Source organism: Aliamphritea spongicola (genome assembly GCF_017051665.1).
GTDB classification, from domain to species: Bacteria; Pseudomonadota; Gammaproteobacteria; order Pseudomonadales; family Balneatricaceae; genus Amphritea; species Amphritea spongicola.
Genome location: NZ_JAFIDL010000001.1, coordinates 1,065,901 through 1,092,076, shown reverse-complemented (window position 1 = coordinate 1,092,076; position 26,176 = coordinate 1,065,901). Strand labels below are relative to the sequence as shown.

Genomic DNA, 26,176 nt, shown 5'->3' with positions numbered 1-26,176 from the left:
TTCAGGTTGTCTGGCAGCCTCTGTAAATGAAGGAAACAATACGTGATAGGTCGTCTTAAAGGTGAATTGCTGGAAAAGGTTCCTCCGCAACTGGTGCTGGATGTAAATGGTGTCGGTTATGAGGTGGATGCGTCAATGAACACCTTTTACCGTTTGCCGGGTGTGGGGCAGACAGTGGTGCTGTTTACCCATATGGTTGTGCGTGAAGATGCACAGTTACTGTACGGTTTTTATGATCGGCAGGAGCGTTCGCTGTTTCGTACGCTTATTAAGGTTAACGGTGTTGGGCCTAAGCTGGCGTTGACGATTTTGTCCGGCATCAGTGTGTCTGAATTTGTGCAGAGTGTGCAATTTGAAGATACCGCTGCACTGGTGCGGTTGCCGGGTGTCGGGAAGAAAACTGCCGAACGCCTGCTGATCGAAATGAAGGATAAGATTAAAGACTTCCAGGTTGATGATGTAGCTGATTTCACCCTGACCGATGATTTCGGTGAAGCGCCTCCGGTTGCTGATAACCGGGCTGAAGCTGAAAGTGCGCTGGTTGCGCTGGGTTATAAGCCTGTGCAGGCAACGAAGGCGATTGCGGCTGCAGAAAAAGGGCTGGAGCCGGGTGCCAGCAGCGAATCCTTGATCCGTGCTGCGCTGAAAAGTATGGTGCAGGGATAACTGAGATAAGGGTCAACTGATGATCGAAGCAGATCGTTTTGTATCGCCGGTGTCTGTGCCGGCAGCTGAGGAAGTGCAGGACCGGGCCATTCGTCCGAAAACACTGGAAGACTATGTTGGTCAGCCGGTTGTTCGTGAACAGATGGAAATTTTCATTGGGGCGGCGAAAAAACGTGGCGAAGCACTGGACCATACACTGGTTTTCGGACCACCGGGGCTGGGTAAAACCACACTGGCAAATATTATCGCCAGCGAAATGGGCAGTGAAATAAAAACTACCTCCGGGCCTGTGCTGGAAAAAGCCGGCGATCTGGCGGCGATGCTGACCAACCTTGAGCCCGGCGATGTGCTGTTTATCGATGAGATTCACCGGTTAAGCGCGTCGGTTGAGGAAGTGCTGTATCCGGCCATGGAAGATTACCAGCTGGATATTATGATCGGCGAAGGGCCGGCGGCACGTTCAATTAAGCTGGAGTTGCCGCCTTTTACTCTGGTAGGGGCAACTACCCGAGCCGGTTTGCTGACATCTCCGTTGCGTGACCGGTTCGGTATTGTGCAGCGGTTAGAGTTTTATAACATTGATGATCTGACTAGCATTGTTGAGCGTTCAGCCAGGCTGTCGGGCTGTGCAATAGAGCATGAAGGGGCAATTGAAGTAGCCCGTCGCTCCCGGGGTACACCGCGAATTGCTAACCGTTTATTACGCCGTGCCCGCGACTTTGCTGAAGTCCGCGGTGACGGTGAAATTACCCGTGAAATGGCCGATCTTGCGCTGAACATGCTGAATGTAGATGCCCGTGGTTTTGATCATATGGACCGCCGGTTATTGCTGGCTATGATTGAAAAGTTTGGCGGCGGTCCGGTCGGCGTAGATAACCTTGCCGCAGCGATCAGCGAAGAGCGGGATACCATTGAAGACGTGTTAGAGCCTTATCTGATTCAGCAGGGTTATATGATGCGGACGCCCCGTGGCCGGGTCGTTACTGATCATGCTTATGAACACTTTGGACTGGAATTACCTAAACGCGATTGACGTGCGTCATGGTGCGTTTTTCATGAAAGTTTAATATTACATCTTAACTGAGCAGAGTGGTTGCAGATTGCCGGCGGGCCATAGAGGGCCAGGGGCGCACCGCTTAAATAATACGATGGATCCGGAGTAAAGATGTGATGAGAAGCTGTGAGTTGTCGCAGTCCCAGTTAGCTGACCTTAGAAAAGATGTCTGTCAGTTAATTGATCAGTTGCGGGAAGACCTGTCACAGGCGCGGGAACAGCAAAGGGCTGAGTTGGCGCTGGTTGATGTGGCACAGCCGGTGGACAGTGCTGAGCAGGCGAGTGACAGTGCCCGTCGGGTGCAGTTGCTGGGACATATTCAGCAGCTTGAAGGAGAGGTTCGTTCTGCGGAGCATGCTTTAAGGCGCCTTGATGAAGGGTTGTATGGTGAGTGTGAAAACTGTGGTGAAATGATCGAACTGAACCGTCTTAAAGCAAATCCTGTTGCAGTGTTGTGTATCGGATGCCAGTCTAATTTTGAAGGCTGAGTGATGCCTGACGAAGTGAAATAAAAAAACCGGGTTTTTTACCCGGTTTTTTTATGGAAAAAATAAACTTCCGGCAATCATTGCTGTCTCTTTTCATGGCCAGCATTGAGAAACTCTGAATGCGGTCAGGTCAGTCAGACACCAGGACGTCAGGCGAGCTTAATTCAGTACTCTGAAAATTACCTGAAAAAAGAAGGTGTCTGATGTTTGGCTGTAAAATACAGTGGCCATCAGTACTGAAGCTCACCATAAAACTGCCTGCCGGATCAGCAGCCAAATAATTGAATTTTGTAAAAAAGATAAAGATTTTACTTCTTTATCCGGCTACTATCTCATGCTAAATAATTTTTTTTGTATAAACGGAAGAGGTTCAGACTGTGCCGGATAAAATGTCGATCTGGAGTCTGGTGGTAAATGCCAGCGTTGTTGTTCAGCTGGTTATGTTGCTGCTGTTACTTGCATCGGTCGTTTCCTGGGTAATGATTTTTCAGCGTCATGCTGTATTACGTCAGGCAAAACAGAAATTACATTATTTTGAAGACCGTTTCTGGTCCGGTATGGATCTCAGCCAACTGTTTCGGGAAGTTAATCATTCCCCGGATGCAGACAATGGGGCCGAAAATATTTTCCGTGCCGGCATTAAAGAATTTACCCGTCTGAATCAGCAGCCGGGCGTTGATCCTGATGCGGTCATGGATGGTGCTCAGCGCAGTATGCGCGTTGCACTGGCCCGGGAAGAAGAGCGTCTGGAAACCCATCTGCCATTTCTGGCAACTGTTGGCTCTACCAGCCCGTATATTGGTCTCTTCGGTACCGTTTGGGGAATCATGAACTCATTCCGTGGCCTGGCAAACGTTCACCAGGCGACACTTGCATCTGTTGCGCCGGGTATTTCCGAAGCCCTGATTGCAACCGCTATCGGTTTGTTTGCTGCGATTCCTGCGGTAATCGCCTACAACCGTTATTCCGCTCAGACTGAAACGCTCATGAACAGTTACGAAACCTTTGCTGATGAGTTCTCCAGCGTGCTGCACCGCCGTGCACATGCCGGGCAATAAGCGGTACTGTTATGATCAGACGTCAGAAGAAGTCCCGCAAGCTCAACTCTGAGATCAATGTTGTCCCGTATATTGATGTAATGATGGTGCTGCTGGTTATTTTTATGATCACAGCGCCTATGCTTACTCAGGGGGTTAATGTTGAATTACCTCAGGCGGGGGCTGACCCGGTGGATACTCAGGATAACGAGCCCGTTATTGTGACGGTCGATAAAGAGGGTAATTATTACATTGATGTCGGTGGCGACCCTGCTGAAGCTGTCAGTGAAGAAGTGGTGTTTGAGCGGATCAGCAAGGTGCTGGCAACGAACCCTAAGAAGCTTTTGCTGGTCAGAGGTGATAAGGGTGTCGATTATGAAGCCGTTGTCGTGCTGATGACATTGCTGCAAGATGCCGGTGCCCCGAGTGTTGGGCTGGTGACTGAGTAAAGCAACTGTGAATTCCCGATCTTATATAATTCCTACGTTTCTCGCTGTATCACTGCATGCAGTTGTGCTGACGCTGTTATTCAACTCATGGTTTGGCCATGCGGATGATGAGCGGAAGGTCACACCGCGTCATGTTCAGGCCAGTATTGTGGATCTGACATCCAAGAGTAAAGCGTCAGAGGAGCAGGCGAAGAAAAGAGAAGAGGCCCGCAAAAAAGCTGAAGAACTGAAGAAGCAGCAGGCTGAACAGAAAAAAGCGGAAGAAGCGAAAAAAGAAGCGGAACGTAAACAGGCTGAAGAGGCTAAGCAGGAAGCCGAACGCAAGAAAGCTGAAGAGGTTAAGCAGGAAGCGGAACGCAAGAAAGCTGAGCAGGCTAAACAGGAAGCGGAACGTAAGAAAGCTGAACAGGCAAAGCAGGAAGCTGAACGTAAAAAAGCAGAGCAGGCTAAGAAGTTAGCTGAGCAGAAGAAAGCTGAAGAGGCGAAGCGTAAGAAAGAAGCCGAGCGTAAGAAGGCTGAAGAAGCTAAGCGCAAGAAAGAGGCTGAACGTAAGAAAGCTGAAGAAGCTAAGCGCAAGAAAGAAGCCGAGCGTAAAAAAGCTGAAGAGGCGAAGCGTAAGAAAGCCGAAGCTGAACGTAAGAAAGCTGAGGAAGCTAAGCGCAAGAAAGAAGCCGAACGTAAGAAGGCTGAAGCTGAGCGGAAGAAGGCAGAGGAAGCATTGCAGGCTGCACTGGATGCTGAAATTGCCGAAGAAGCCCGAATTGCTCAGGAGTTGGCCGATGCTGCCAGCGTAAATAGTTATACTGCCTATATTAAAGGTGAGATTCAGCGTCGCTGGAGCCGTCCGCCCAGTGCAAGGAATGGTATGAAGGTTACGCTGACAATTCATCTGTTCCCCACCGGAGAAGTGGATAACGTCTACGTTAAAAGCTCCAGTGGTGATGCGCTGTTCGATGAGAGCGCCATTCGGGCGGTGAAGCGTGTGGAGCGGTTCGATCAGCTGCAGGACATGCAGTCTGCCTTATTTGATCGGCAGTTCAGAAAATTTGATTTGTTATTTAACCCTGGAGATCTTCGTCAATGAGCAGAATGTTGTCCGGCACAATCATGGTATGCCTACTCTTTTTCAGTTTACTCGCCAGGGCTGAATTAACTATTGAGATAACCGAAGGGGTGGATGAGCCGACACCCGTTGCGGTTGTTCCTTTTGCCTGGAGCGGCACCACCGCGTTACCGCAGGATATCGCAGAGATCGTTACCAATGACCTGAAAACCACCGGTCTGTTCTCACTGATGTCTCAGGACAATATGCTCAGCTTCCCGTCGGAGCGTTCCGGTGTCTTCTTCCGCGACTGGCGGGTGTCAGGCACGGACTTCCTGGTGATTGGCCGGATCAGTCCCCAGGTGGACGGTAACCTTGAAGTTGCGGTTGAAATGTTTGATGTGCTGAAAGAAGAGCGCATTTTAGGTGAAGTGGTGAATGCCAATTTCTCTAATCTGCGGGCTGTGGCGCACTATATCAGTGACAAAATCTATGAAACTCTGACTGGTATTCGCGGAGCGTTCTCCACCCGAATTGTGTATGTGACGGCAGATCTGGTCCGTTCAGGGGTGTATGACTACAAACTGCAAATGGCGGATGCGGACGGTTACGGCGCACAGACTATTCTTCAGTCCGATGAACCGATTATGTCACCGACCTGGTCCCGTGACGGTACTAAGTTGGCTTACGTGTCTTTCGAGACCGGCCGCCCGGCAATCTATATCCAGTACCTGTCTACCGGTCGCCGTGAAAAGGTGCAGTCCTTCTCGGGTCTGAACGGTGCGCCTGCGTGGTCACCGGATGGCAACAAACTGGCACTGGTTCTGTCGAAGGACGGTAACCCTGAAGTCTATGTTCTGGATCTGGTACAGCGCCGTTTAAACCGTGTAACACATCATTTTGGTATTGATACGGAACCTTCCTGGACACCTGATGGTCAATCATTGATCTTTACGTCAGACCGGGGTGGTCAGCCACAGATTTACCAGGTTTATTTACCGACCGGTGATATTACCCGTCTGACGTTTGAAGGGAGCTACAATGCCCGTGGTCGCCTGACTCAGGATGGTCGTTACCTGACCATGGTGCATCAGCAAGGCGGTTCATTCCACATTGCTGTTCAGGATCTGCAGACCGGCCGTCTGGATCTGCTGACTCAGACAGCGATGGATGAATCACCGACGATTGCGCCAAACGGCAGCATTGTAATGTACGCAACCCAGGCCGGCGGCCGGGGTGTGTTAGGGGCGGTGTCTCTGGACGGTAACGTGAAGTATCGTCTGCCATCCGATCGCGGTGATGTCCGTGAACCGGCCTGGTCACCGTTTCTTAACTGATGCGTTTTAAATAGGCTGTTTGCCTGGCAGGCAGCCTTAACAGGTTTCACGTAAGCAGTTGACAGGGAACAATAATAAAGGGTTCTCTGGCTATTGAACTCTTGCGGGAACCACTTAGAATATGCAGTTCTGTGCTTAATGCGGAAAAGATCATGCCAAATTTCAGATGATCGTCGCAAAATGCCACGCAGGACTTGTGTAAAGCCAGTGTAGTTGGGGCAAGGCTATTGCATTCATGGCTGGCAAGCTTTAATTTAGGCAACCACACGTTGCATTAATTTTCGGTTCATTATGAACCAGTTAGAAAACTTTAGGAGTCGTCAATGCAAGCTAAGAATATCAGCAAAGCAGTTGCTTTAGCGCTGACCGTGGTATGGGCTGCCGGTTGTAGCACCACATCTCAGAACACTACTGAAGGCGCGGCTGGCGATACCAGCACTACGTCTACTACCAGCACTACTACCAGCAGTGTTTCCGGTAATGCAATGGATCAGGTTAAGAGCCTGGATAACACGTTCTACTTCGACTTCGACCAGTACACTCTGAAGCCAGAAGCCGTTGCTGCACTGCGTGGTCACGCTAAATACCTGGCGTCTAACCCGTCTGCAAAAGTAACACTGGCAGGTCACGCGGATGATCGTGGTACCCGTGAATACAACATCGCTCTGGGTGAGAAGCGTGCTAAAGCAGCTGCACGTGTTCTGACTATCAACGGTGTGTCCAGCAGCCAGATTGAAGTCATCAGCTACGGTGAAGAGAAGCCAGCAGTTGTGGGTAACAACCCATCTGCATGGGCTCAGAACCGTCGTGCTGTTCTGACTTACTAAGCGTAGGTAAGCAATAACACATGATTAAAGCATGTTCTGTTACTGCTATGGCGCTGGTGCTTGCAAGCACCAGCGCTTTCGCTGCTGATCCGGTACCGGTGATCGAACTTCAGGTGCAGGAAGGGTCTGCCAGCAATTTTTCTCAGGGTAGCGCCGCCAATGGCGATATCCTCCAGTTGCTTGAACAGCTGCAGCGTGAAGTCCAGTCTTTACGGGGCACTGTTGAAAAGCAGCAATATCAGATCAAGAAGATGGAGCGGGATGCCCGTGACCGTTACCGTGATCTGGACCGGCGTATTTCTGCTGCTCAGCAGGGTGCGGCGGCGAATGGCCCGGCATCACCGGAAGGTGATAATACAGGCTCCGATACGGCTGCCACCGACACATCAGCGCCGGCATCTTCAACTCAGGTTACCGATGTTGAAGCCTATCAGGCCGCTTTTGCACTGGTTCGTCAGAAAGATTACAGTGCTGCACTGAGTGCCTTTGATGCCTTTATCAATACTTATCCTTCCAGCCCGCGCTTAGCGAATGCTTATTACTGGCTGGGTGAGGTAAATCTTGCAGAGCAGAATGTTGAACCGGCCAAGCAGGCCTTTCAGTATGTGCTCGATAATTTTGCCAAGCACCGTAAAGCTGCGGACGCCAGCTATAAGCTGGGTGTGATTTTCAAGCAGCAGGGCGATGCAGCGCAGGCAAAATCGTATTTTGAGCAGACTGTTGCTCAGTATCCCGGATCTTCTGCCGCCAATCTGGCGCAGGATCAACTCAAGTAAAAACTTCAAAGATGGCAGTCAGTACTGGCTGCCAGTGACAGATTAATGATGAATACTTCTCCGAAAAAAGCTGTCGTGCTTTTATCCGGCGGTCTGGACTCCGTGACCGCACTGGCAATGGCTCAGGAAGCCGGTTATGAATGTTATGTGCTCAGTTTTGATTACGGTCAGCGTTCCCAGACCGAGCTGAATGCAGCTAAGAAAATTGCTGCTCAGATGAATGTGGCTGATCACAAGGTTGTTCGTCTGCACCTTGAAGACTTCGGTGGTTCTGCACTTACTGATGACAGTATCGACGTGCCAGTCGAGGAAGAAGAAGGCATTCCGGTTACCTATGTACCTGCCCGTAATACTGTCTTCATGTCACTGGCGCTGGCCTGGGCAGAAGTGCTGGAAGCCAAGTACATTTCCATTGGTGTCAATGCGGTTGATTATTCCGGGTATCCGGATTGCCGTCCTGAATATGTGGCAGCTTTTGAAACCATGGCGAACCTGGCAACTAAAGCTGGGGTTGAAGGCGATGGCATTAAGATTTTGACCCCGCTGATCGACCTGACCAAATCTGAAATCATTGCTGAAGGTAACCGTCTGGGCGTGGATTATGGTCTGAGTGTGTCATGCTACCAGGCCGATGATGACGGCCGTGCCTGCCGCGAGTGCGACAGTTGCCGTATCCGTGCCAAAGGCTTTGCCGACGCCGGCGTTTCTGATCCTACCCGTTACCAGCCGTAAGCTTTATACAGCGGAGTGTGCCGGTGATGCCAAAAGCACCGGCAACAATGCTATACTCCGCAGCTTAAGAAAACCGACCCCACTTACAGCGTAAACGCTGTGTTGATGACAAGATCTACACAATGCTAACGAAACACGAATTAGATGACCGCATTCTGGTCCAGGAACACCTTGCAAGGGAACGTTTGCCGGTTGATGTCGACCAGGCCCAGCGCGAAGAATACAAGCAGCGAATCAAGCAGTTACTGATTGAAAAAGATGCCTGTCTGGTCGCGCATTACTACACCGAAGAGGTTCTTCAGGAACTGGCGGATGAAACCGGCGGCTGCGTCTCTGATTCACTGGAAATGGCCCGGTTTGGCAATCAGCATCCAGCCAAGACACTGGTGGTTGCCGGGGTACGTTTTATGGGGGAGACAGCCAAAATTCTCAACCCTGAAAAACGTGTTCTGATGCCGACACTGGAAGCCACCTGTTCACTGGATCTGGGCTGCCCGGAAAAAGAATTTACAGCATTCTGTGACGCCCATCCTGATCATGAAGTGGTGGTGTACGCCAATACCTCTGCGGCGGTTAAAGCCCGTGCTGACTGGGTGGTTACGTCTGGTATTGCGCTTAAGGTCGTAGAGCATCTGGCAGATCAGGGCAAGAAAGTTATCTGGGCACCGGACAAGCATCTGGGCGAGTATGTCCAAAAGCAGACCGGTATTGAAATGCTGATGTGGGATTCTTCCTGTATCGTCCATGAAGAATTTAAGGCACAGCGCCTGCTGGATATGAAGCAGGTATATCCGGACGCTGCAGTACTGGTTCACCCGGAATCACCGGATCCGGTGGTGCAGATTGCCGATGTAGTGGGTTCGACCACCCAGATTATCAATGCCGCCCGTGATCTGCCAAACAAGCAGTTTATCGTTGCGACTGATAAAGCGATTTTCTACAAGATGCGTCAGGCCGCACCGGACAAAGAATTTATCGAAGCGCCTACCGGCGGTTCCGGTGCCACTTGCCGTAGCTGTGCACACTGCCCGTGGATGGCAATGAACGGTCTGGAAAATGTCCTCAGTGCGCTGGAAAACGGCACGGATGAAGTTATCGTTGATGATGCGCTGCTGGATGATGCCCGTCGTCCTCTGCAGCGGATGCTCGATTTTTCCAGCCAGATGGTGAAGTAATGATGCTGCGTTCAGCTTTGTTAGTCACTGTAATGGGGGCCGGTGTAATGCTGGCCGGGTGTGATGGTATGCCAGGCAGCGAACCTGATCTTAATGCCCTGGCTGAACAGTGGAATACACCTGCGAAGCAGTGGAGCGAAGCTGATTTGCTGCGTCTTGACCGGGGCCAGAAGTTTTATAAGCGTACCTGTGCTGCCTGTCACATGGGAAGTGGTGAAGGTCAGGTCAGTGTGGGTGCGCCTGCACTGAAAGATAATGCTTTTGTCAGCGATGAAGTTGAACCATTGATTGAGCTGGTACTGGAAGGAAAAGGAACCATGCCAGGTTTTTCCCATTCAGTGACCGGAATGGAGCTGGCGGATATCCTGACTTACATTTCTAATGCCTGGGGAAATGACAGCGGTATGACCTTTACAATGGAGCAGGTTGACGCGCTGCGCTGATCTGTTTCTGACTCTGAAAAAAAACCGGCTTATGCCGGTTTTTTGTTATCTGAAGATAGCTTTGTAACGGTTAGCCGCGTTTGTCGACCATCAGTAATGCGTAACCGGTGGCTACCAGTTTGTCTCCTACGTGCACGTCTGTGCGCATCTTCACGCGACGGCGGCGCTGGTCGATTTCCTCAATGGTACCGGTGGCTTTCGCAGTATCACCGATCAGTACCGGCGCTTTAAATTTAATCTGCTGGTCAAGGTAGATACAGCCTGGTCCCGGAAGCTTGGTGCCTGCTACGGTAGAGATCAGGGCGCCACAAAACATACCGTGAACGATCCGCTGTTTGAAAGGGGTGGCAGCGGCGTATTCTTCGTCCAGATGTACCGGATTAGTGTCGCCGGACAGTTCAGCGAACAGGTTAACATCGGCTTCGCTGATGGTTTTCTCGTAGGAGTCGCTCATGCCTACTTCCAGATCTTCCAGATAGTAGCCGTGTAAATCTTGCATACATTTTCCTCTTGTCTGCAATCGTATCGCGCAGCCCGGTGATGCGGTTTCCGGGCAGCATACAGGTTTCAGAATCAGGCGTTATGCCGTCGGTTAAACAGGTTTATGACTCGTTTCCGGTAACTGTTTTAACCTTCCGACAATCTTATACTGGAAATATAAGTGAAAACCCTTATAAAATGATGGGCGCACTGATCATCAGGGTGTTAAGTAAAACATGCTTTTGCCCCTTAGCGAAGGTCAGAACAGAAAAATACACGGCTTCCTGACATAAAAAAGCCCTGCCCGCAGGGCGCTACAGTAAAAGAGTGGAATAGGTTATGGCGGAATACAGAGCACCGGTTGCGGATATGCGGTTCACCCTGAAACATGCAGCGGGTTTGCAGCAGCTGGCTAAGCTGCCCCAGTTTGAGGATGCCAGCGATGACATGGTGACGGCGATCCTTGAAGAAGCCGGCAGAATTGCCGGTGAAGTGCTGTCCCCGCTGAATGTCAGCGGTGATCAGCAGGGGTTACAGCAGCATGATACTGACGTACAGACCCCGGACGGATTTCGGGAAGCTTATCAGGCCTTTATCGAAGGCGGATGGGGTTCATTACAGTTCGATCCGGAGCATGGCGGACAGGGTATGCCTTATGTGTTGTCCATTGCTGTGATGGAAATGTGGCAGGCGGCCAATATGTCCTGGGGCTTGTGCCCGTTACTGACCCAGGGCGCGGTTGAGGCTCTGGCAAGCAGTGCCAGTGATGAACTGCAGCAGACATATCTGCCAAAACTGATCAGCGGTGAATGGACCGGCACCATGAACCTGACTGAACCCGCCGCCGGTTCTGATCTGTCAGTCATTCGTACTAAAGCGGTACCAAACGGCGACCATTATCTCATCAGCGGACAAAAGATATTCATCACCTGGGGTGAGCATGATATGGCGGAAAATATCGTCCATCTGGTGCTGGCCCGTTTACCGGATGCGCCGCCGGGCGTGAAAGGAATATCATTGTTTCTGGTGCCTAAGTTTTTACCGGATACTGCCGGCAACCCGGCCAGCCGGAATGACTGTCAGGTTGTCTCCCTTGAGCATAAGCTGGGCATTCATGCCAGCCCGACCTGTGTGATGTCCTACGGGGATAATGGCGGTGCTGTTGGTTACTTGGTCGGCGCTGAAAATCAGGGGCTGGCCTGTATGTTCAAAATGATGAATAACGCCCGCCTGGCGGTAGGTTTACAGGGGGTGGCGATAGCGGAAAGGGCCTATCAGCATGCAGTTGAGTTTGCCCGCGAACGTGTTCAGGGGCGTGCAGTAGGCTTTGATCAGGCAGGTCCTATTATCCGTCATGCTGACGTGCAGCGCATGTTGCTGACCATGCGGGCGCTGACTGAGGCGGGCCGGGCGCTGACCTATGATGCCTGCGCCAGTATCGACTGGGCGTCACAGAACCAGCATGAAGATCTGCAGCAAACTCACGGTGCCCGTGCGGCATTGCTGACTCCAGTTGTTAAAGGCTGGTGTACCGAGCTGGCGCAGGAAGTCACCTCGCTGGGTGTACAGGTTCATGGTGGGATGGGCTTTATCGAAGAAACCGGTGCTGCTCAGTACTACCGGGACGCACGTATCCTGCCAATCTATGAAGGCACCAACGGTATTCAGGCGATGGATTTGGTAGGGCGTAAGCTGATTTTTGATAACGCCGCTGCTTTTAATGTATTGATGGCTGAAATCCGGGCCGATATCGGTAGTGCAGAAGCTGCCGGTTTGGCTGTTCAGGCTGAGGCTTTACAGGCTGCAGTGCAGTGCTGGGAAGGTTCTGCCGAGTTTATTCTTCAGCAACAGGCAGGTGATCCCCTGCTGGCCGGTGCGGTGGGGCAGCATTTCCTGATGTTGTCCGGGTATGTTTGCGGTGGCTGGCAGTTACTGCGTCAGGCGGTTGCCTGTCAGTCTGAGGCTGACATCAGTCCGCAGTACAGGGCCGGTAAGCAAAAGGTCTGTGATTTCTATCTTCAGCAGATTTTGCCGCGTATTCACGGCCATGCTGAAACCTTACAAAAGGGCAGTGCTGCGGTTACCGCGATGTCTGAAGAAGAATGGCTGAGTTCTATCGGTTAAAATCATTCACGGAAATGTACAGATATGAAAAGGGCCTTCATGATGAAGGCCCTTTTTATTTGAGTCATTTAGTCTTGCGAGATCATATGAATATCCCGCTGAGGGAACGGAATTGTGCAGCCTGCCGCTTCAACCGCTGACTTGAGTGCCACACGGCTATCAAAGAAGAAAGACCAGTAGTCTTCTGTTTTCACAAAGCCGCGAACGAGGAAGTCTACAGAGCTGTCGTTCAGGTTAACGACGGCGACCACATTGCCTTCGTTCTGCAGGATGCGGGCATCTTCAGCCAGTACCGCTTCCATCGCTGTTTTGGCTTTGCCCAGATCATCGCTGTAGGAAACCCCGATATTGATTTCCACCGCACGGATATCGCTGTGGGTGTGGTTGATGATGTTGCCGTTAGCCAGTGGGCCGTTAGGGATGATCAGGGTGCGCTTATCGAACGTTTGCAGGGTAGTAACGAAGATACCGATATCGCTGACCACGCCTTTCAGTCCCTGGGCTTCAATATAATCGCTGACCTTAAAGGGACGGAAAATTAGAATCATCACGCCACCGGCAAAGTTAGACAGACTGCCCTGCAGTGCCAGGCCAACTGCCAGGCCGGCAGCACCCAGAACGGCGATGAAAGAAGTTGTTTCGATGCCGACCATGGAGGCGACGCTGATCACCAGCAGCACTTTCAGCAGTACATCCAGCGCACCGCCAAGGAATTTTGCGAGGGTTTCATCCGGAAAATGGCGGATCATGGTGGTTTTAGCGAAGTTGCTGATTTTTTTTATGACCCAGAGGCCCACGATCAGAACCACGATTGCCAGCAGTATCTGCCCGCCATAGATGGTGGCGAGGTTGATCAGGTTCTCGTATTGCGACTGTAAGATGTCCATAGGTGTACCGTTTTTGTATGAGTAAGTTGATGAGTTAAGCAGGAAACCGGGAAATGATAACCGGCTGATACTGTCATCTGGCTGAACAGAATGGCGCTCGTAGCTGTTTCTGAGCGAAGTGTTTGAATCAGGATGTATCTGGTTGTCTTGCGGTAGTATCTGTACGTCTTTGCAGGTAAGCTTCTGATTGCTGGAAGGCTGGGGCGATATTATGTGCTGCAGATGGTTTCCAGCGTCTGAGACTAATTTTTATGTGTTGTTACAACGGGCATCTATGATCACCAAAATTTTAATTACCCTCGCTGTTATTGCTGCCTGTTACTTTTATCTGAAATTCAAACGCAAACGTGCCGCCGCTTCTCAGCCTGCGGTAAGGGTTATCCCTGATACAGATATTGATCCACGACCTCCGTTTCGCTTGCTGGCGGTTATCCTGGTAGTTCTGGCGCTGGTAGGTGGTGCTTCGGTTGCGGCTTACCACTGGTATGACGGCCGTACGCTGCTGCAAGTGCAGTTAACACCGGCAGGGGAGGGGGAGAGTCGCGACTATCAGGTGTATAAACGGGACCTTGAATTACGCCGGTTCACCACGGTAGAAGGCCAGATTGTCCGGGTGGCGGATTCCGACCGGCTGATTGTGACAGAAGTACCACAGGACTGAACACCGCGGCCGGTATGGCTGACATAAAAAAAGCCACGGTATTAGGGGATACCGTGGCTTAATGAATGTTGATGAAACTTTCATTAGGGAAATACAACGCTGCGGCTTAATTATAACTGCTTAGCGTTTGAATTCCGGCAATTATTACTTGTGATGTGAGTGCCGAATTCTGCAGCGCGGATTAAAAGTATTGGTCTCAATAAAGGATTCGTCAAGGGGTTTTCTGCTTAATTTTTAGTCTGATTTATCGCTTTTCAGTGTGTCTCTTCAGTTGCCTGACCGGTAGCTATCTTTATTAAATACATGAATAAAATATGCTAACTTCATGAAATTTTATGTATTTAATCATGAAATACTTTATTTTTTTCGGATCTGGCTGGCCGAATTAATTTTGCATGACGCATCTGCAAAAAATATGTGTAAGCTGCTTTCACGTCAGATGTCCCGGGATTTCTGCCCTTGCGTTTTGATTTCAAACCCATAATGGTTAGTCTGTCGACCTTTTGCCTATATCCCAACTTGGGTTTTAACCTATAGTTTCACTACGCTTTCGGGGCCGACAGTTACATGGCCGTTTGCGGGGTAAATCAGGGATAAGACAGGGATTCAGGACGATGAAAGAATTGGGGCTCAGGCACCGGTTTGCAGGCTTCATGACGGTAATTATTCTGGCATTTGCCAGTGCCGGTACCGTACAGGCTTTGTTTTTGAAGGGCCAGCGCAATGACTGGAATGGCCTCCGGGAACAAGCACTTGCCCGTGAACAGCTGTTAGCGGTTATCCGCTCGCAAATGGGGTACGGGTCACTGATCCATAATTTCAAAAATTATGTGTTGCGGGGGCAGGACAGCTACTACCTGCAATTCACAGAAAATCATTTAGCGGTAACCCTGGGAATTAAACGCTATCGCCAGCTCGGCGGGCTGACAATATCGGAACGCAATGCACTGGATAATATTCAGCAGGTGGCCGATGAGTATCTGGCTTCAGCCACTGCCGTCAGGGATCTACTGGCCCGGGGTGCTGACAGCGGCAGCATTGATAAGAGCGTTAAGATTTCAGATGCCCCAGCAGTTAAGGGGCTTGCCGATTTGCAGGCCCGTAACACTGAGTTGTTGGCAATCTATATTCAAAGAATTGAGTCCCGGGTTGATTCTGCATTTACCAGTGTTTTGCCGTTGATGCTGGCATCACTTGCCGTCGTTCTGCTTGCCGGGTTGCTGTTTTACCGCTATCTCACCGGTTGGCATCGTTCTTTACGTACCGCGCCCGCTGGTCAGTATCAGGGTATAGCAGGAGAGGCAGGCGACAGTCCGGAACCGGTGGCGGGGCACGCTGAACACTCTGCCAGCCGTATTTCACTTTTATCTGAAGAGACCGCCGCTGTTGTTGAGCAGAATAAAGCCGTGATTGCTGAACTGGATCATAAAGCTCTGCAGTAAGTGATGAACCCAGGTATTTTTAAAGTCAGTGAATGGGCTTGTGTGCGGTTAAGGTTCTTGTAAAATGTTGGTTTTAAAGACATGCCTGAAGAGCGAACATGAAGAGTTATCTGTTTACTACAGAGAATGACCGCGGCGGTGTAATGCTGTGTGATATTGAAGATTTTGATGAAGCCATTGTTTATCTTCGTAAGCGCTTTAAAGGGGTGGTAAGCGTGGTTGCCGGTGAGGAAAACTGGGAGTTGCCGCCCGAAGAACGTGAATCGGCTTTACCGCCGGACGCCGGTGCGCCGGATACCTGATATATACGCGTAGCCTTGCTGCGCCGGTCTGACCGCCCTTGCTGATGCAGGGGCTTTTTTGTTTATATGGCTTATCGCAACTGAGTGCCCCGTACCCTATGTTCCGAATCTATCACTCGAACTCGCTGGAATTACAGAAAGATCTGCTGGTGGAAATGATCCGCCGTGAGCCTTTACCCAATCCTTTCAGCCGGGAACAGATTCTGGTGCAGAGTCCCGGCATGGCCCAGTGGTTAAAGCTGGAACTGGCAGAGCGTCTGGGCATTGCCGCCAATATTGAATTCCCTTTACCGGCATCTTTCCTGTGGCGCATCTTTACCCAGGTATTATCCAGTGTGCCGGAGCGCTCAGCGTTTAACAAAGAAGCCATGACCTGGCTATTGGTAAGACTGTTACCGGATTATCTTTCTAAGGATGCTTTCCTGCCGCTGCAGCAATACCTGCGAGGCGATGATAACGGCTATAAGCTTTATCAACTGAGTGCCAAAGTCGCCGATATTTTTGACCAGTATCTTGTATACCGCCCTGACTGGATCGCTGCCTGGGAGGCGGGTGATCCGCTGCAGGATATTACCGAATCACAACCTTGGCAGCCTGAACTTTGGCAGGCACTGGTGGCAGAGGTGGCCGCGCTGGGGCAGCCCCACTGGCACCGGGGTAATATGTTCAATGACTTCCTGGCAGCGTTGCGCAGCGGTGCTTTCGACACCTCGCAACTGCCGGAGCGGGTCTATGTCTTCGGTATTTCGGCATTGCCTGGTAACTTCATCGAAGCATTGCAGGCGCTGGGTCAGCAGGTGGATGTTCATCTGATGGTGAATAATCCGTGCCGTTATTTCTGGGGGGACATTGTCGACCCTAAGTATCTGGCAAGATTGCATCAGCGCTGGCTGTCCAAACCGGGTATGACAGAACAGAACTATTACAGCCACGGTAATCCGTTGCTGTCTTCCATGGGCAAGTTGGGCCGGGACTATTTGTATCAGCTTCAGGAACTGGGCGCTCAGGAAGTAGAACTGTTTGAATCTCCGCTGACAGAGAGCCGTCAGGGGGTGTTACAGCACATTCAGAACGACATTTTGCATCTGGATGATCCGGCAGCCAATAAATTGCTGTCCGATGAGGAAAAGCGTCAGATATCCTCCGATGATCAGTCGCTGATGCTGCACAGTGCTCACAGCCACCTGCGTGAAGTGGAAGTGCTGTACGATCAGTTGCTGGCCATGCTGGATGAAGATCATAGCCTGACACCCCGGGACATTATTGTCATGGTGCCCGATGTGGCCACCTATGCGCCGTATATTGAGGCGGTGTTTGGGAATGCGCCGGCAGGGCGCTTTATCGGCTATTCCATTTCCGACCGGACCGCCCAGCAGGAAAGCCCGTTGCTGATGAGTTTTTTTGCGCTGCTATCCCTGCCGCAGAGCCGGTTAACCGTGTCTGATGTGCTGGCCATTCTGGAAGTGCCCGCCGTATTACGCCGCTTCCAGCTGGATGAAGCAGGCTTTGAACGGTTGCGGCGCTGGATTGATCAGACCAATATCCGCTGGGGGCTGGACAGCCGTCAGCGCTCCGGCATGGAATTACCGGCATTTGAACAGAACTCCTGGCAGTTTGGCTTGAAGCGGATGCTGGCCGGTTACGCCATGGGTGGTAGCGATGAACTGTGGCAGGGCATTGATCCCTATGCCGAGATTGAAGGCATTGAAGCCCGGGATCTGGGGCAACTGGCTGAATTCATCGAGTTGCTGGAATTTTGCCTGAGCAGCCTCAGTGAACCCCGCAGTATTGAAGACTGGTTACAGATCATTAACCACCTGCTGAACAGTGCATATGATCCGGATGCCGCCGATGAAGTGGTCCTGAATCAGATCCGTGAAGCGCTGGAGAATCTCAGTAATACCCTGCAGGAAAACCGTTTCGAAGCGCCGCTCAGTGCGCAGGTCTTCAACGACTGGCTGCAGGAGCATCTCGGCAGTCAGCGTTCCAGCCAGCGCTTCCTGGCCGGAGCGGTTAACTTCTGTACCCTGATGCCTATGCGGGCGATTCCTTTCAGGGTGGTCTGTTTGCTTGGTATGAATGACAGTGTTTACCCGCGCAGCATTGCGCCGGTGGGTTTCGACCTGATGGTGAAACACACCCGTCGCGGGGACCGTTCCCGCCGGGATGATGACCGCTATCTGTTCCTTGAAGCCCTCCTGTCTGCACAGGAGCGGCTCTACATCAGTTATCTGGGACGCAGCGCACAGGATAACTCCCCCCGGGTGCCGTCGGTGCTGGTCAGTGAGCTGCTGGAATACTGCCAGCAGAACTATATCGATGAACAGGGTGGGCTAGCTGTGACAGAATTCACCGAGCACCCTTTGCAGCCGTTTAACCCGGCGTATTTTGGGCAACACCCGCAATTATTCAGTTATGCGGATGAATGGTTACCCGCGGCAGGGGGCGGGGGCGAACAGCCGGATCAGTTCCTTACCCAGCCACTGGAGCCGGAGGCACTGCCAACGCTGGAGCTGAAAGACCTGCTGGCGTTTGCCCGTAACCCGGTGAAGCATTTCTTCCAGCGCCGGTTGCAGGTGTATTTTCTGGATCACAGCATCGTTAACCAGGATGAAGAACCGTTTCAGCTGGATGGTCTGGAAGGCTATCAGCTGAAGCAGCGCCTGCTGCTGGCGGCCCTGAACGGTGAAAGCCTGAGTAAATTGCTGGCCCGGGTTGAAGCGGCCGGCGAACTGCCATACGGACTGGCGGGGCAGCTGCAGACCCGCAAGCTGGTCCATGACTGCCAGGAAATGGCACAGAAGATGGAAGCCTATTACAGCGGACATCCTGCCCGCCGGGAATGCCGTCTGACCCTTGAACTGGAAGATGGCAGCGAAACAGAACTGACCGGCTGGCTGGACGATTACCATGAAAACCGTCTGTTACGTTACCGTCCGGCTCATTCAAAAGGGCGGGACATGGTGAGCCTGTGGCTTGAGCATCTGGTCAGTATGGCTCATGACAATCATCACGATTCCTGGTTCTTCGGGCTGAACGGCCGCCACGGGTTCAAAATGTTTTCTGCGACCAAAGCCCGGGGTCATCTTCAGGACTGGCTGAATCTTTATCGTCGGGGGCTCTGTGAACCGCTGCCACTGCCTGCGGACACTGCCTGGGAATGGATGACGGTGAATGAAGAGAAAGGCCCGGAGACGGCCGCTCAGAAAGCCGAGAGCCGTTTTAATCATGATGCCTTCAGTCCGGGGGAGTCTGCAGATGCCTATATCGCCCGGGTGTATCCGGAGTTTGCTTCACTGGGTGAAGCATTCGTGCGGCTGACCGAACAGTGTTACCAGCCGATGCTGGCCTGGTACGAAACTTCAAATGAGCAGGACGCCGATGACTGAATCTGTAATCCCACGGGATGTCACACCGGAACAGCTGAACCCGCTGACGTTTCCTCTGCATGGCCAGCGGCTGATAGAAGCCAGCGCCGGTACCGGTAAAACCTTCACCATTGCAGCACTGTATTTACGCCTGCTGCTGGGCCATGGCGCCGACGGTGCCGGCCGGGAAGCCCCACTGAGTGTGGATCAGATACTGGTGGTGACCTTTACCGAAGCGGCTACTGAGGAGTTGAGAGAGCGAATCCGGGCACGGATTCAGCAAGCCCAGCAAGCGTTTTTAGCGGTTGCCGGCGACGGCACCCTGTCGGATGATCCGATCCTGCGTCAGTTGCTGGTGGATCAGGGCGACGCCGAAGAACAGTTGCGGGCGGCAAAACTGCTGGAGCTGGCTGCCCGGCAGATGGATGAAGCGGCCATTTTTACCATTCATGGTTTCTGTCAGCGGATGCTCAAACAGCATGCCTTTGAAAGTGGTGCACTGTTTGCCACAGAGCTGCTGACCGATGATGCGGACCTGCGCCGTCAGGCGTTACTGGATACCTGGCGTAGCCTCAGTTACTGCCTGCCGGAAGAGCTGACCGAAGCTTTATTGCAAATCTGGCCGACCCCCGACCGTTATATGCAAACCCTGCGGCCGTACCTGGGGCAGAGCGAAGCAGAGTTTACCCCGGATTGCCGGGGTTATGACTTGCTTAGTGGCTGGCAGGATTATCAGCAAAAGCTGCAGGGATTCCGTGAACAGTGGCTGGCCAGTGAAACCGATCTGGTTGAGCTGATCCAGAACTCCGGCGTGAACAAGAATTCTTACCGCAAAGCTTCGGTCCCGAAATACATCGGGGTAATTGACAGCTTCGCCCGGGGGGACATCAGGCAGGTTCCGGAAGCAGAAATGCAGCGTTTCCGGCAATCGGTGCTGGCGGCGAAAACCCCGGCAGGCAAAGCGGTGCCTGAACATCCTTTATTTGATCTTTGTGATGCTTACTTTGAGTGGCGTCTGCCTCTGCGGGAAATTCTGCTTCATCAGGGGCTTGAGCAACTGAATAAGCGGTACAGCGTGCTCAAGCAGCGGCTCAGCGTACTCTCGTTTGATGACCTGCTGAGTAATCTTGATCAGGCGTTGCAGCGGGATACCCACAATATTCTCGGACAGCGTATTGCTGAACAGTATCCGGTGGCGCTGATTGATGAATTTCAGGACACCGATCCCCTGCAGTATCGGATCTTCAGTCATCTGTACGGGGGCAACGAAACCACCGGCCTGTTTATGATCGGTGATCCGAAGCAGGCGATTTATGGTTTCCGCGGTGCGGACATCTTTACCTACATTCAGGCCCGCCGTGCGGTAAAGGCACACTATACCCTTGGCACAAACTGGCGCTCTGCCAGCAAGATGATTCAGGGGGTTAACCGCCTGTTCGAATATCATTCCGCGCCGTTTATGTATAACCGGGACATTCCGTTCCTGCCGGTGGATGCCGCTAATAAAGCAGATAAAACACCTTTTACCCTGGCCGGTCAGCCACAGACACCCCTGAATCTTTGGTTTGGCGAACGGGAAATTCAAAGTAAGAAATCCTATCTGAACAGTATGGCGCAGGCCTGTGCCAGCCACATTGCAGATGTACTGGCGGCCGCCGCCCGGGGCGAAGCCCTGATCGGTGACCGGCCGGTGGAAGCAAAAGACATTGCCATTCTGGTGCGTGACCGGACCGAAGCCAATGCGGTGCGTCAGGCGCTGGCCGGCCGTGCAGTGGCCAGTGTCTACCTCAGTGGCCGGGAAAGTGTGTTTAATAGCCAGGAAGCGGTGGATCTGAATCTGATTCTGCAGGCCATCCAGCATCCGCAGGACGAACGCCGGCTTCGGGCTGCACTGGCGACCGGCCTGTTAGATTACCCGGCAAGCTTTTTAGAACGGTTAAACCGGGATGAACAGCTGTGGGAAAGCCTGGTGGCAGAGTTCAGTGGCTATCACGATTGCTGGCTGAACCTGGGTATCTTGCCCATGCTGCGGCGCTTACTTGCTCGCCGGCAACTGGCCGAACAGCTACTGGCCGGGGAACAGGGGGAGCGCCGACTGACGGACCTGCTGCATCTCGGTGAAATACTCCAGCGGGTGAGCCTTGAACAGGACAGCATGACCAGCCTGATGCGCTGGTTCAGCGATCAACTGCTGTCACCCAACGGTGAAAATGATGAGCAGCGTCTGCGGCTGGAAAGTGACCGGGCGCTGGTGACGGTGATCACCGTGCATAAGAGTAAAGGTCTGGAGTATCCGCTGGTGTATCTGCCTTTTGCCTGCACCTTTAAACCGGCTACTCAGGCCAGTTATCACGATGATGACGGCCGCTATAAGATTGACCTGACGGCTGCAGATGAAGCACTGGCTGCTGCCGATAAAGAACGGCTGGCGGAAGACGTCCGCCTGCTATATGTGGCACTTACCCGGTCGGTATATGCCTGCTATGTGGGGCTGGCAAACCTGCAGGACGGCCGCCGCAAAGCCAGTGGTCTGGCTCGCAGCGCACTGGGTTATCTGCTGTTACAGGGCGATGCCGATATGGTGCCGGGTAAAAAAGCCCCCGTGCCGGATCTGGATGCCCAGCTGGACAGCCTACTGGCGACTGCTGAAGGCTCAATAACCGTCACTGAACCGCCGAAACCGGTAGCTGCAGAACAACAGTCACTGTTTGCTGACGACGATCATGATGCAGCGGATGTCGGTATTTCTCCCGATATTGAAGCTGCAGAACCACAGGCCCGGACGTTTGCCCGCCGCTTACTGCGTGACTGGCGTATCTCCAGTTATTCAGCGCTGACCAGCCACGCCAGCCACAGCCTGCCAAACCTGCCGGGGCTGGATCTTGAAGTGGCGGATGAGGCTGACAGCGGCTCCGATAGCGGCGCGGATGCCACGCCGGTTTACGATATTTTTACCTTTCACAAGGGAGCGCAGGCCGGTACGTTTTTGCACGAAATTTTTGAATCGGTGGATTTCACCGATTACCGCACCCCTGAGGTGGCGGAATTGCTGGAAGCCCGCAGCCTGGTCATGGGCTATGAGCCGGAATGGCTGCCCGTACTGCAGCAACTGCTGGACGATGTACTGCAATGCCCGCTGAATACTGAAACCGGACTGACCCTGGGGCAGATCAGCAATGCGCAGCGTTTGGTGGAAATGGAGTTTATGCTGCCTTCTGAAGGCCTGAATGCCGGCGGGTTAAATGCGCTGGTTGCCCGTCATGACCCGCTTTCTCAACATGCGCCGCCGCTGGATTTCGCGCCGTTACGGGGCATGTTGAAAGGCTTTATCGATCTGGTGTTTGAGTATCAGGGGCGCTATTACATTCTCGATTACAAATCCAATCATCTGGGCAGTTCGACCGACGATTACAGCCCTGAAAAACTTGATCAGGCCATGCTGGAGCACCGTTATGACCTGCAGTATCAGCTGTATACGCTGGCGCTGCACCGTCTGCTTGCCAGCCGTTTGCCCGGCTACCGCTATGAGCAGCATTTCGGCGGCGTTTACTATCTGTTCCTGCGGGGCATGCGGGCCGGTATGCCAGGCTACGGTGTGTTTTATAACCGGCCCTCACTGGCACTGGTGACCGAAATGGATGCGTTGTTTAAAGCTGAACTGAAGGATATTCCTGCGATGGAGGGCGCTGGCGATGAAACCGCATGAGTCTGCTCTGAATGCTTATTTTGAACCTTTGCTCCGGGCCCGTCAGCAGAACCTGCTGAGGCCGCTGGATTATCAGTTTGCCCGTTTTATCTGCGAACAGGACAGCGCTGCAGATCAGCATCTGGCATTACTGGCGGCGTTTACCAGTTATCAGTTGGGCCGGGGAGATGTCTGTTTACCACTGGACCGGATTGCCAGTCTGGTGGATGAATGGCCGAAAGTGTTGCGTAAAGAGTTCCGGCTGTTATTTAACGCACTGGAGAGCGACTGTTTGCGGCCGCAGCCTGCTGTTGAAACAGTCCCTGTTGTCGATGATACGCCGGTTACCCTCGACATGTTTGCAGAGCCGCCAGCGCCTCAGGTACCGGCAGGCTTCGTGTCAGCCACATCTTTAAGTGACCGTTACAGCAGCATGGGTGAGCCGGGTGAAGAAGCGCCGCTGATCTTTGACGGTGAGCGTGTCTATCTGCAGCGGTATTTCAGTTTTGAAGCCTACCTGAACAGCCAGATTAACCGTCTTGCTCAGCCGCTGGACGTTGATGAGTCAAGTCTTAAGCAGGGGCTGGCACAGCTGTTCAAACCTGATCCGGCACAGACGGTTGACTGGCAGCAGGTGGCGGTTGCTGTCGCCCTGCGGCGGCGTTTCAGTATTATCAGCGGTGGCCCGGGTACCGGCAAGACCACCACCGTGACCCGGTTACTGGCGCTGTACATTCAGCAACAGTGTTTACAGCATGGCGCAGATTTTGTACCGGCGATTAAACTGGCAGCCCCCACAGGTAAGGCGGCAGCAAGGCTGAGTGAATCCATTGCTCAGGCCCGTGATCAGCTGAATATTTCCCCGGAGATTATTCAGCGGATTCCGGTGGAAGCCACTACCATTCACCGTTTACTCGGCACGATCCCTAACAGTAAATCCTTCCGGCATAACGCGGAAAACCCGCTGCATCTTGAGTTACTGGTAGTTGATGAAGCCTCCATGATCGATTTGCCTATGATGGCCCGGCTGTTGGCAGCGTTGCCGCCGCAGGGGCGCATCATTCTGATCGGTGATAAACATCAGCTGGCCTCTGTGGAAGCGGGCAGTGTGCTGGGCGACATCTGTGCCTGGCATTTGCAGGCGGGCAATAGCCAGTCTGTTACATCTGCTGAGCTGCAGTACAGTGCTGATCAGGCAGGGTACCTGAGCCGGGTGTGTGGTTTGGATGCCCGCAGTGTTGCCGGCGGGAGGAAAGCAGTGGCCGACAGTCTTGCGCTGTTACGGCACAGTTACCGGTTTGATGCTGCCAGCGGAATTGGTCAGCTGGCGGCGGCGATCAATGCCGGTGATGCCGCGCAGGTTGAGCCGGTGCTGAATAAAGGTTATGAGGATATTGATTTTATACCGTTATCTTCTGACAGTTATCCGCAACTGATAGAGGCTGCGGCACAAGGGTATTCAGAGTATCTGCGGGCGTTGCGGGCCGGTACTGCGCCACTGGAGGTACTGAAGGTTTTTGCCCGGGTTCAGCTGCTGGCGGTACTGCGTCAGGGTGTTTACGGAGTAGAAGGCCTTAATCAGGCGCTGGAGCAGCGGCTAAACCGCATGGGGCTGATTCAGACCAGCCAGCAATGGTATGCGGGCAGGCCGGTAATGATCGTCCAGAATGACCACCAGTTAGGGCTGTATAACGGCGATATCGGCATTGTTCAGCCGGATCAGGATGGTCGGGTGAGAGTCTGGTTTGAAGATCCGCACCACCCGGACGGTGTGCGGGGTGTGTTACCCAGCCGGTTGCCGGGCCATGAAACCGTGTTTGCGATGACGGTGCATAAAAGTCAGGGTTCAGAGTTTGCCCGGGTGCTGATGATCCTGCCACCGGAAGACGGTCCGCTGATGACCCGCGAGCTGGTATATACCGGGGTGACCCGGGCAAAACAGCGGCTCGAGCTGTACGCCCGTCTGTCCAGCCTGAAAGGCGCCACGTCCCGTCGTACGGAGCGGGCCAGTGGTCTGGGCGCTAAGCTTTGGAAATGAGCTGAAACCGCCGCGGGCAGTTGCGACCATCCAGTGATGTTTAGTTGATGTCACTGGCTATCCACGTATACTGCCCGCCGAGCCGCACTTACTGAGATTGATTGAATGTCTGACCTATTCCAAGCTGCACTGCAACGCCGGGAGGCACTGCTGGCAGATCTGCACGCTGAAGCTACCAGCTGTTACCGGCTGTATCACGGCACCACTGAAGGTACACCGGGGCTGACGCTGGACCGCTACGGTGATCAGCTGTTGCTGCAGAGTTTTCATACACCGCTGAGCGAGTCTGAAGCGGATGTGCTGTTTGATCAGGCTGAAGCGTTCCTGCAACCTGCCGGAGTGGAAAATCTGCAGCGGGTATATAACGACCGCAGCAGCAGTAACTCCCGTCGCAGTGATGATCACGTTGTTGACCGTCAGCAACTGACCGGGCAGGAACTGGGCGTGAATTATCTGGTGAAAGGCAAGCACAAAGGTCAGGACCCGTTACTGTTCCTGGATATGCGGGCCGGACGCCGCTGGCTGCAGGCGAATGCCGCCGGAAAATCAGTATTGAATTTGTTCTCTTATACCTGCGGTGTTGGCGTCGTGGCGGCTAAGGCCGGTGCCAGCCGGGTGCTGAATGTGGATTTTGCCACCCGCAGCCTGGATGTTGGTCGCGAGAACGCCCGTCTGAATGATCTGGATGAGTCCCGTATCGGTTTCTTCCAGAGTGATTTTTTTACCGCGGCCAAGCAACTGGCAGGTATTGAAATTAAACAGCGGGTGAAAAGAGGGCAGAAACCCCGGCAGTTCCCCCGCATTGAAGCTGAACAGTTTGATCTGGTGTACCTGGATCCGCCCCGCTGGGCGAAGAGTCATTTCGGTACAGTGGATCTGATTCGCGATTACCCGAGCGTGCTTAAACCCTCATTGCTGGCTGTCAGTGAAGGTGGGCAGTTGGTGTGTACCAATAACGTTGCCAAGGTCAGCCTTGAAGACTGGCTCGATGTGATAAAGCGCTGTGCCACCAAAGCCGGACGACCGGTGAAGGATATCCAGCTGATTACCCCGGAAGCGGATTTCCCGAGCACTGACGGTTGTCATCCGCTGAAAATCGCTGTGTTACAGTTATAGTCAGGGAGGCCGGTAGGCTCACGTATATTTTTCAGAAATGACAGGGA

Annotated in this window: 22 protein-coding genes; 20 read left to right on the top strand and 2 right to left on the bottom strand. The window is 52.8% G+C overall.

Annotation, left to right across the window (positions count from 1 at the left end; translation table 11 throughout):
- Positions 1-42 precede the first annotated feature (42 nt).
- The 12 genes from ruvA to JYB63_RS04965 all read left to right on the top strand — a co-directional run bounded on the left by ruvA (position 43) and on the right by JYB63_RS04965 (position 10,026).
- Positions 43-666: a Holliday junction branch migration protein RuvA gene (gene ruvA / locus JYB63_RS05020; RefSeq protein ID WP_205656690.1), complete on the top strand. Its 624-nt coding sequence runs from the start codon at positions 43-45 to the stop codon at positions 664-666.
- A 19-nt stretch (positions 667-685) separates the two neighbouring features.
- Complete coding sequence (gene ruvB / locus JYB63_RS05015) at positions 686-1,699, top strand: Holliday junction branch migration DNA helicase RuvB (protein ID WP_205656689.1); 1,014 nt, start codon at positions 686-688, stop codon at positions 1,697-1,699.
- A gap of 137 nt (positions 1,700-1,836) precedes the next feature.
- A complete protein-coding gene (locus JYB63_RS05010) occupies positions 1,837-2,208 on the top strand; it encodes a TraR/DksA family transcriptional regulator (protein WP_243431854.1) in 372 nt (123 codons plus the stop codon).
- A gap of 389 nt (positions 2,209-2,597) precedes the next feature.
- Positions 2,598-3,266 (top strand): protein TolQ, encoded by a 669-nt coding sequence (gene tolQ, locus JYB63_RS05005; protein WP_205656687.1) that lies wholly within the window; start codon positions 2,598-2,600, stop codon positions 3,264-3,266.
- A gap of 11 nt (positions 3,267-3,277) precedes the next feature.
- On the top strand, positions 3,278-3,694 hold the full coding sequence (tolR, locus tag JYB63_RS05000; protein ID WP_205656686.1) for a protein TolR: 417 nt from the start codon (positions 3,278-3,280) through the stop codon (positions 3,692-3,694).
- A 7-nt stretch (positions 3,695-3,701) separates the two neighbouring features.
- Entirely contained in the window at positions 3,702-4,778 is a 1,077-nt protein-coding gene (gene tolA, locus JYB63_RS04995) for a cell envelope integrity protein TolA (protein ID WP_205656685.1), read from the top strand.
- On the top strand, positions 4,775-6,073 hold the full coding sequence (gene tolB, locus JYB63_RS04990; RefSeq protein WP_374730434.1) for a Tol-Pal system beta propeller repeat protein TolB: 1,299 nt from the start codon (positions 4,775-4,777) through the stop codon (positions 6,071-6,073). Before tolA ends, tolB begins: the two co-directional genes overlap by 4 nt.
- Positions 6,074-6,396: 323 nt before the next feature.
- Positions 6,397-6,900, top strand: a complete 504-nt coding sequence (pal, locus tag JYB63_RS04985) for a peptidoglycan-associated lipoprotein Pal (protein ID WP_205656684.1) — start codon at positions 6,397-6,399, stop codon at positions 6,898-6,900.
- A gap of 20 nt (positions 6,901-6,920) precedes the next feature.
- Positions 6,921-7,676 carry a tol-pal system protein YbgF gene (gene ybgF, locus JYB63_RS04980; RefSeq protein ID WP_205656683.1) on the top strand — a complete coding sequence of 252 codons (756 nt, stop codon included), beginning with the start codon at positions 6,921-6,923 and terminating at the stop codon, positions 7,674-7,676.
- 48 nt (positions 7,677-7,724) lie between these two features.
- On the top strand, positions 7,725-8,408 hold the full coding sequence (queC, locus tag JYB63_RS04975; RefSeq protein WP_205657032.1) for a 7-cyano-7-deazaguanine synthase QueC: 684 nt from the start codon (positions 7,725-7,727) through the stop codon (positions 8,406-8,408).
- Between the two features lie 122 nt (positions 8,409-8,530).
- Positions 8,531-9,583, top strand: coding sequence for a quinolinate synthase NadA (nadA, locus tag JYB63_RS04970; protein ID WP_205656682.1), 1,053 nt, complete (start codon positions 8,531-8,533; stop codon positions 9,581-9,583).
- Positions 9,583-10,026, top strand: coding sequence for a c-type cytochrome (locus JYB63_RS04965; protein WP_205656681.1), 444 nt, complete (start codon positions 9,583-9,585; stop codon positions 10,024-10,026). The genes nadA and JYB63_RS04965 overlap by 1 nt, the downstream gene beginning before the upstream one ends.
- Positions 10,027-10,096: 70 nt before the next feature.
- Here the strand turns inward: JYB63_RS04965 and JYB63_RS04960 are convergent, their stop codons facing one another.
- Positions 10,097-10,525 (bottom strand): MaoC family dehydratase, encoded by a 429-nt coding sequence (locus tag JYB63_RS04960; protein WP_205656680.1) that lies wholly within the window; start codon positions 10,523-10,525, stop codon positions 10,097-10,099.
- Positions 10,526-10,845: 320 nt separating this feature from the next.
- Here JYB63_RS04960 and JYB63_RS04955 point away from each other — a divergent pair, with 320 nt between their 5' ends.
- A complete protein-coding gene (locus JYB63_RS04955) occupies positions 10,846-12,630 on the top strand; it encodes an acyl-CoA dehydrogenase (protein ID WP_205656679.1) in 1,785 nt (594 codons plus the stop codon).
- Between the two features lie 68 nt (positions 12,631-12,698).
- Here JYB63_RS04955 and JYB63_RS04950 read toward each other — a convergent pair whose 3' ends face one another.
- Positions 12,699-13,517: a mechanosensitive ion channel family protein gene (locus JYB63_RS04950; protein WP_205656678.1), complete on the bottom strand. Its 819-nt coding sequence runs from the start codon at positions 13,515-13,517 to the stop codon at positions 12,699-12,701.
- A gap of 274 nt (positions 13,518-13,791) precedes the next feature.
- Here JYB63_RS04950 and JYB63_RS04945 point away from each other — a divergent pair, with 274 nt between their 5' ends.
- From JYB63_RS04945 to JYB63_RS04915, 7 genes are all read left to right on the top strand, one after another.
- A complete protein-coding gene (locus JYB63_RS04945; protein ID WP_205656677.1) occupies positions 13,792-14,178 on the top strand; it encodes a hypothetical protein in 387 nt (128 codons plus the stop codon).
- A gap of 614 nt (positions 14,179-14,792) precedes the next feature.
- On the top strand, positions 14,793-15,620 hold the full coding sequence (locus JYB63_RS04940) for a hypothetical protein (protein WP_205656676.1): 828 nt from the start codon (positions 14,793-14,795) through the stop codon (positions 15,618-15,620).
- 98 nt (positions 15,621-15,718) lie between these two features.
- Complete coding sequence (locus JYB63_RS04935) at positions 15,719-15,922, top strand: hypothetical protein (protein WP_205656675.1); 204 nt, start codon at positions 15,719-15,721, stop codon at positions 15,920-15,922.
- Between the two features lie 98 nt (positions 15,923-16,020).
- On the top strand, positions 16,021-19,311 hold the full coding sequence (gene recC / locus JYB63_RS04930) for an exodeoxyribonuclease V subunit gamma (protein ID WP_205656674.1): 3,291 nt from the start codon (positions 16,021-16,023) through the stop codon (positions 19,309-19,311).
- Entirely contained in the window at positions 19,304-22,996 is a 3,693-nt protein-coding gene (gene recB, locus JYB63_RS04925; RefSeq protein ID WP_205656673.1) for an exodeoxyribonuclease V subunit beta, read from the top strand. Before recC ends, recB begins: the two co-directional genes overlap by 8 nt.
- Positions 22,983-25,013 (top strand): exodeoxyribonuclease V subunit alpha, encoded by a 2,031-nt coding sequence (gene recD, locus JYB63_RS04920; RefSeq protein ID WP_205656672.1) that lies wholly within the window; start codon positions 22,983-22,985, stop codon positions 25,011-25,013. Before recB ends, recD begins: the two co-directional genes overlap by 14 nt.
- Before the next feature lie 105 nt (positions 25,014-25,118).
- Positions 25,119-26,129: a class I SAM-dependent rRNA methyltransferase gene (locus JYB63_RS04915; RefSeq protein WP_205656671.1), complete on the top strand. Its 1,011-nt coding sequence runs from the start codon at positions 25,119-25,121 to the stop codon at positions 26,127-26,129.
- Positions 26,130-26,176 lie beyond the last annotated feature (47 nt).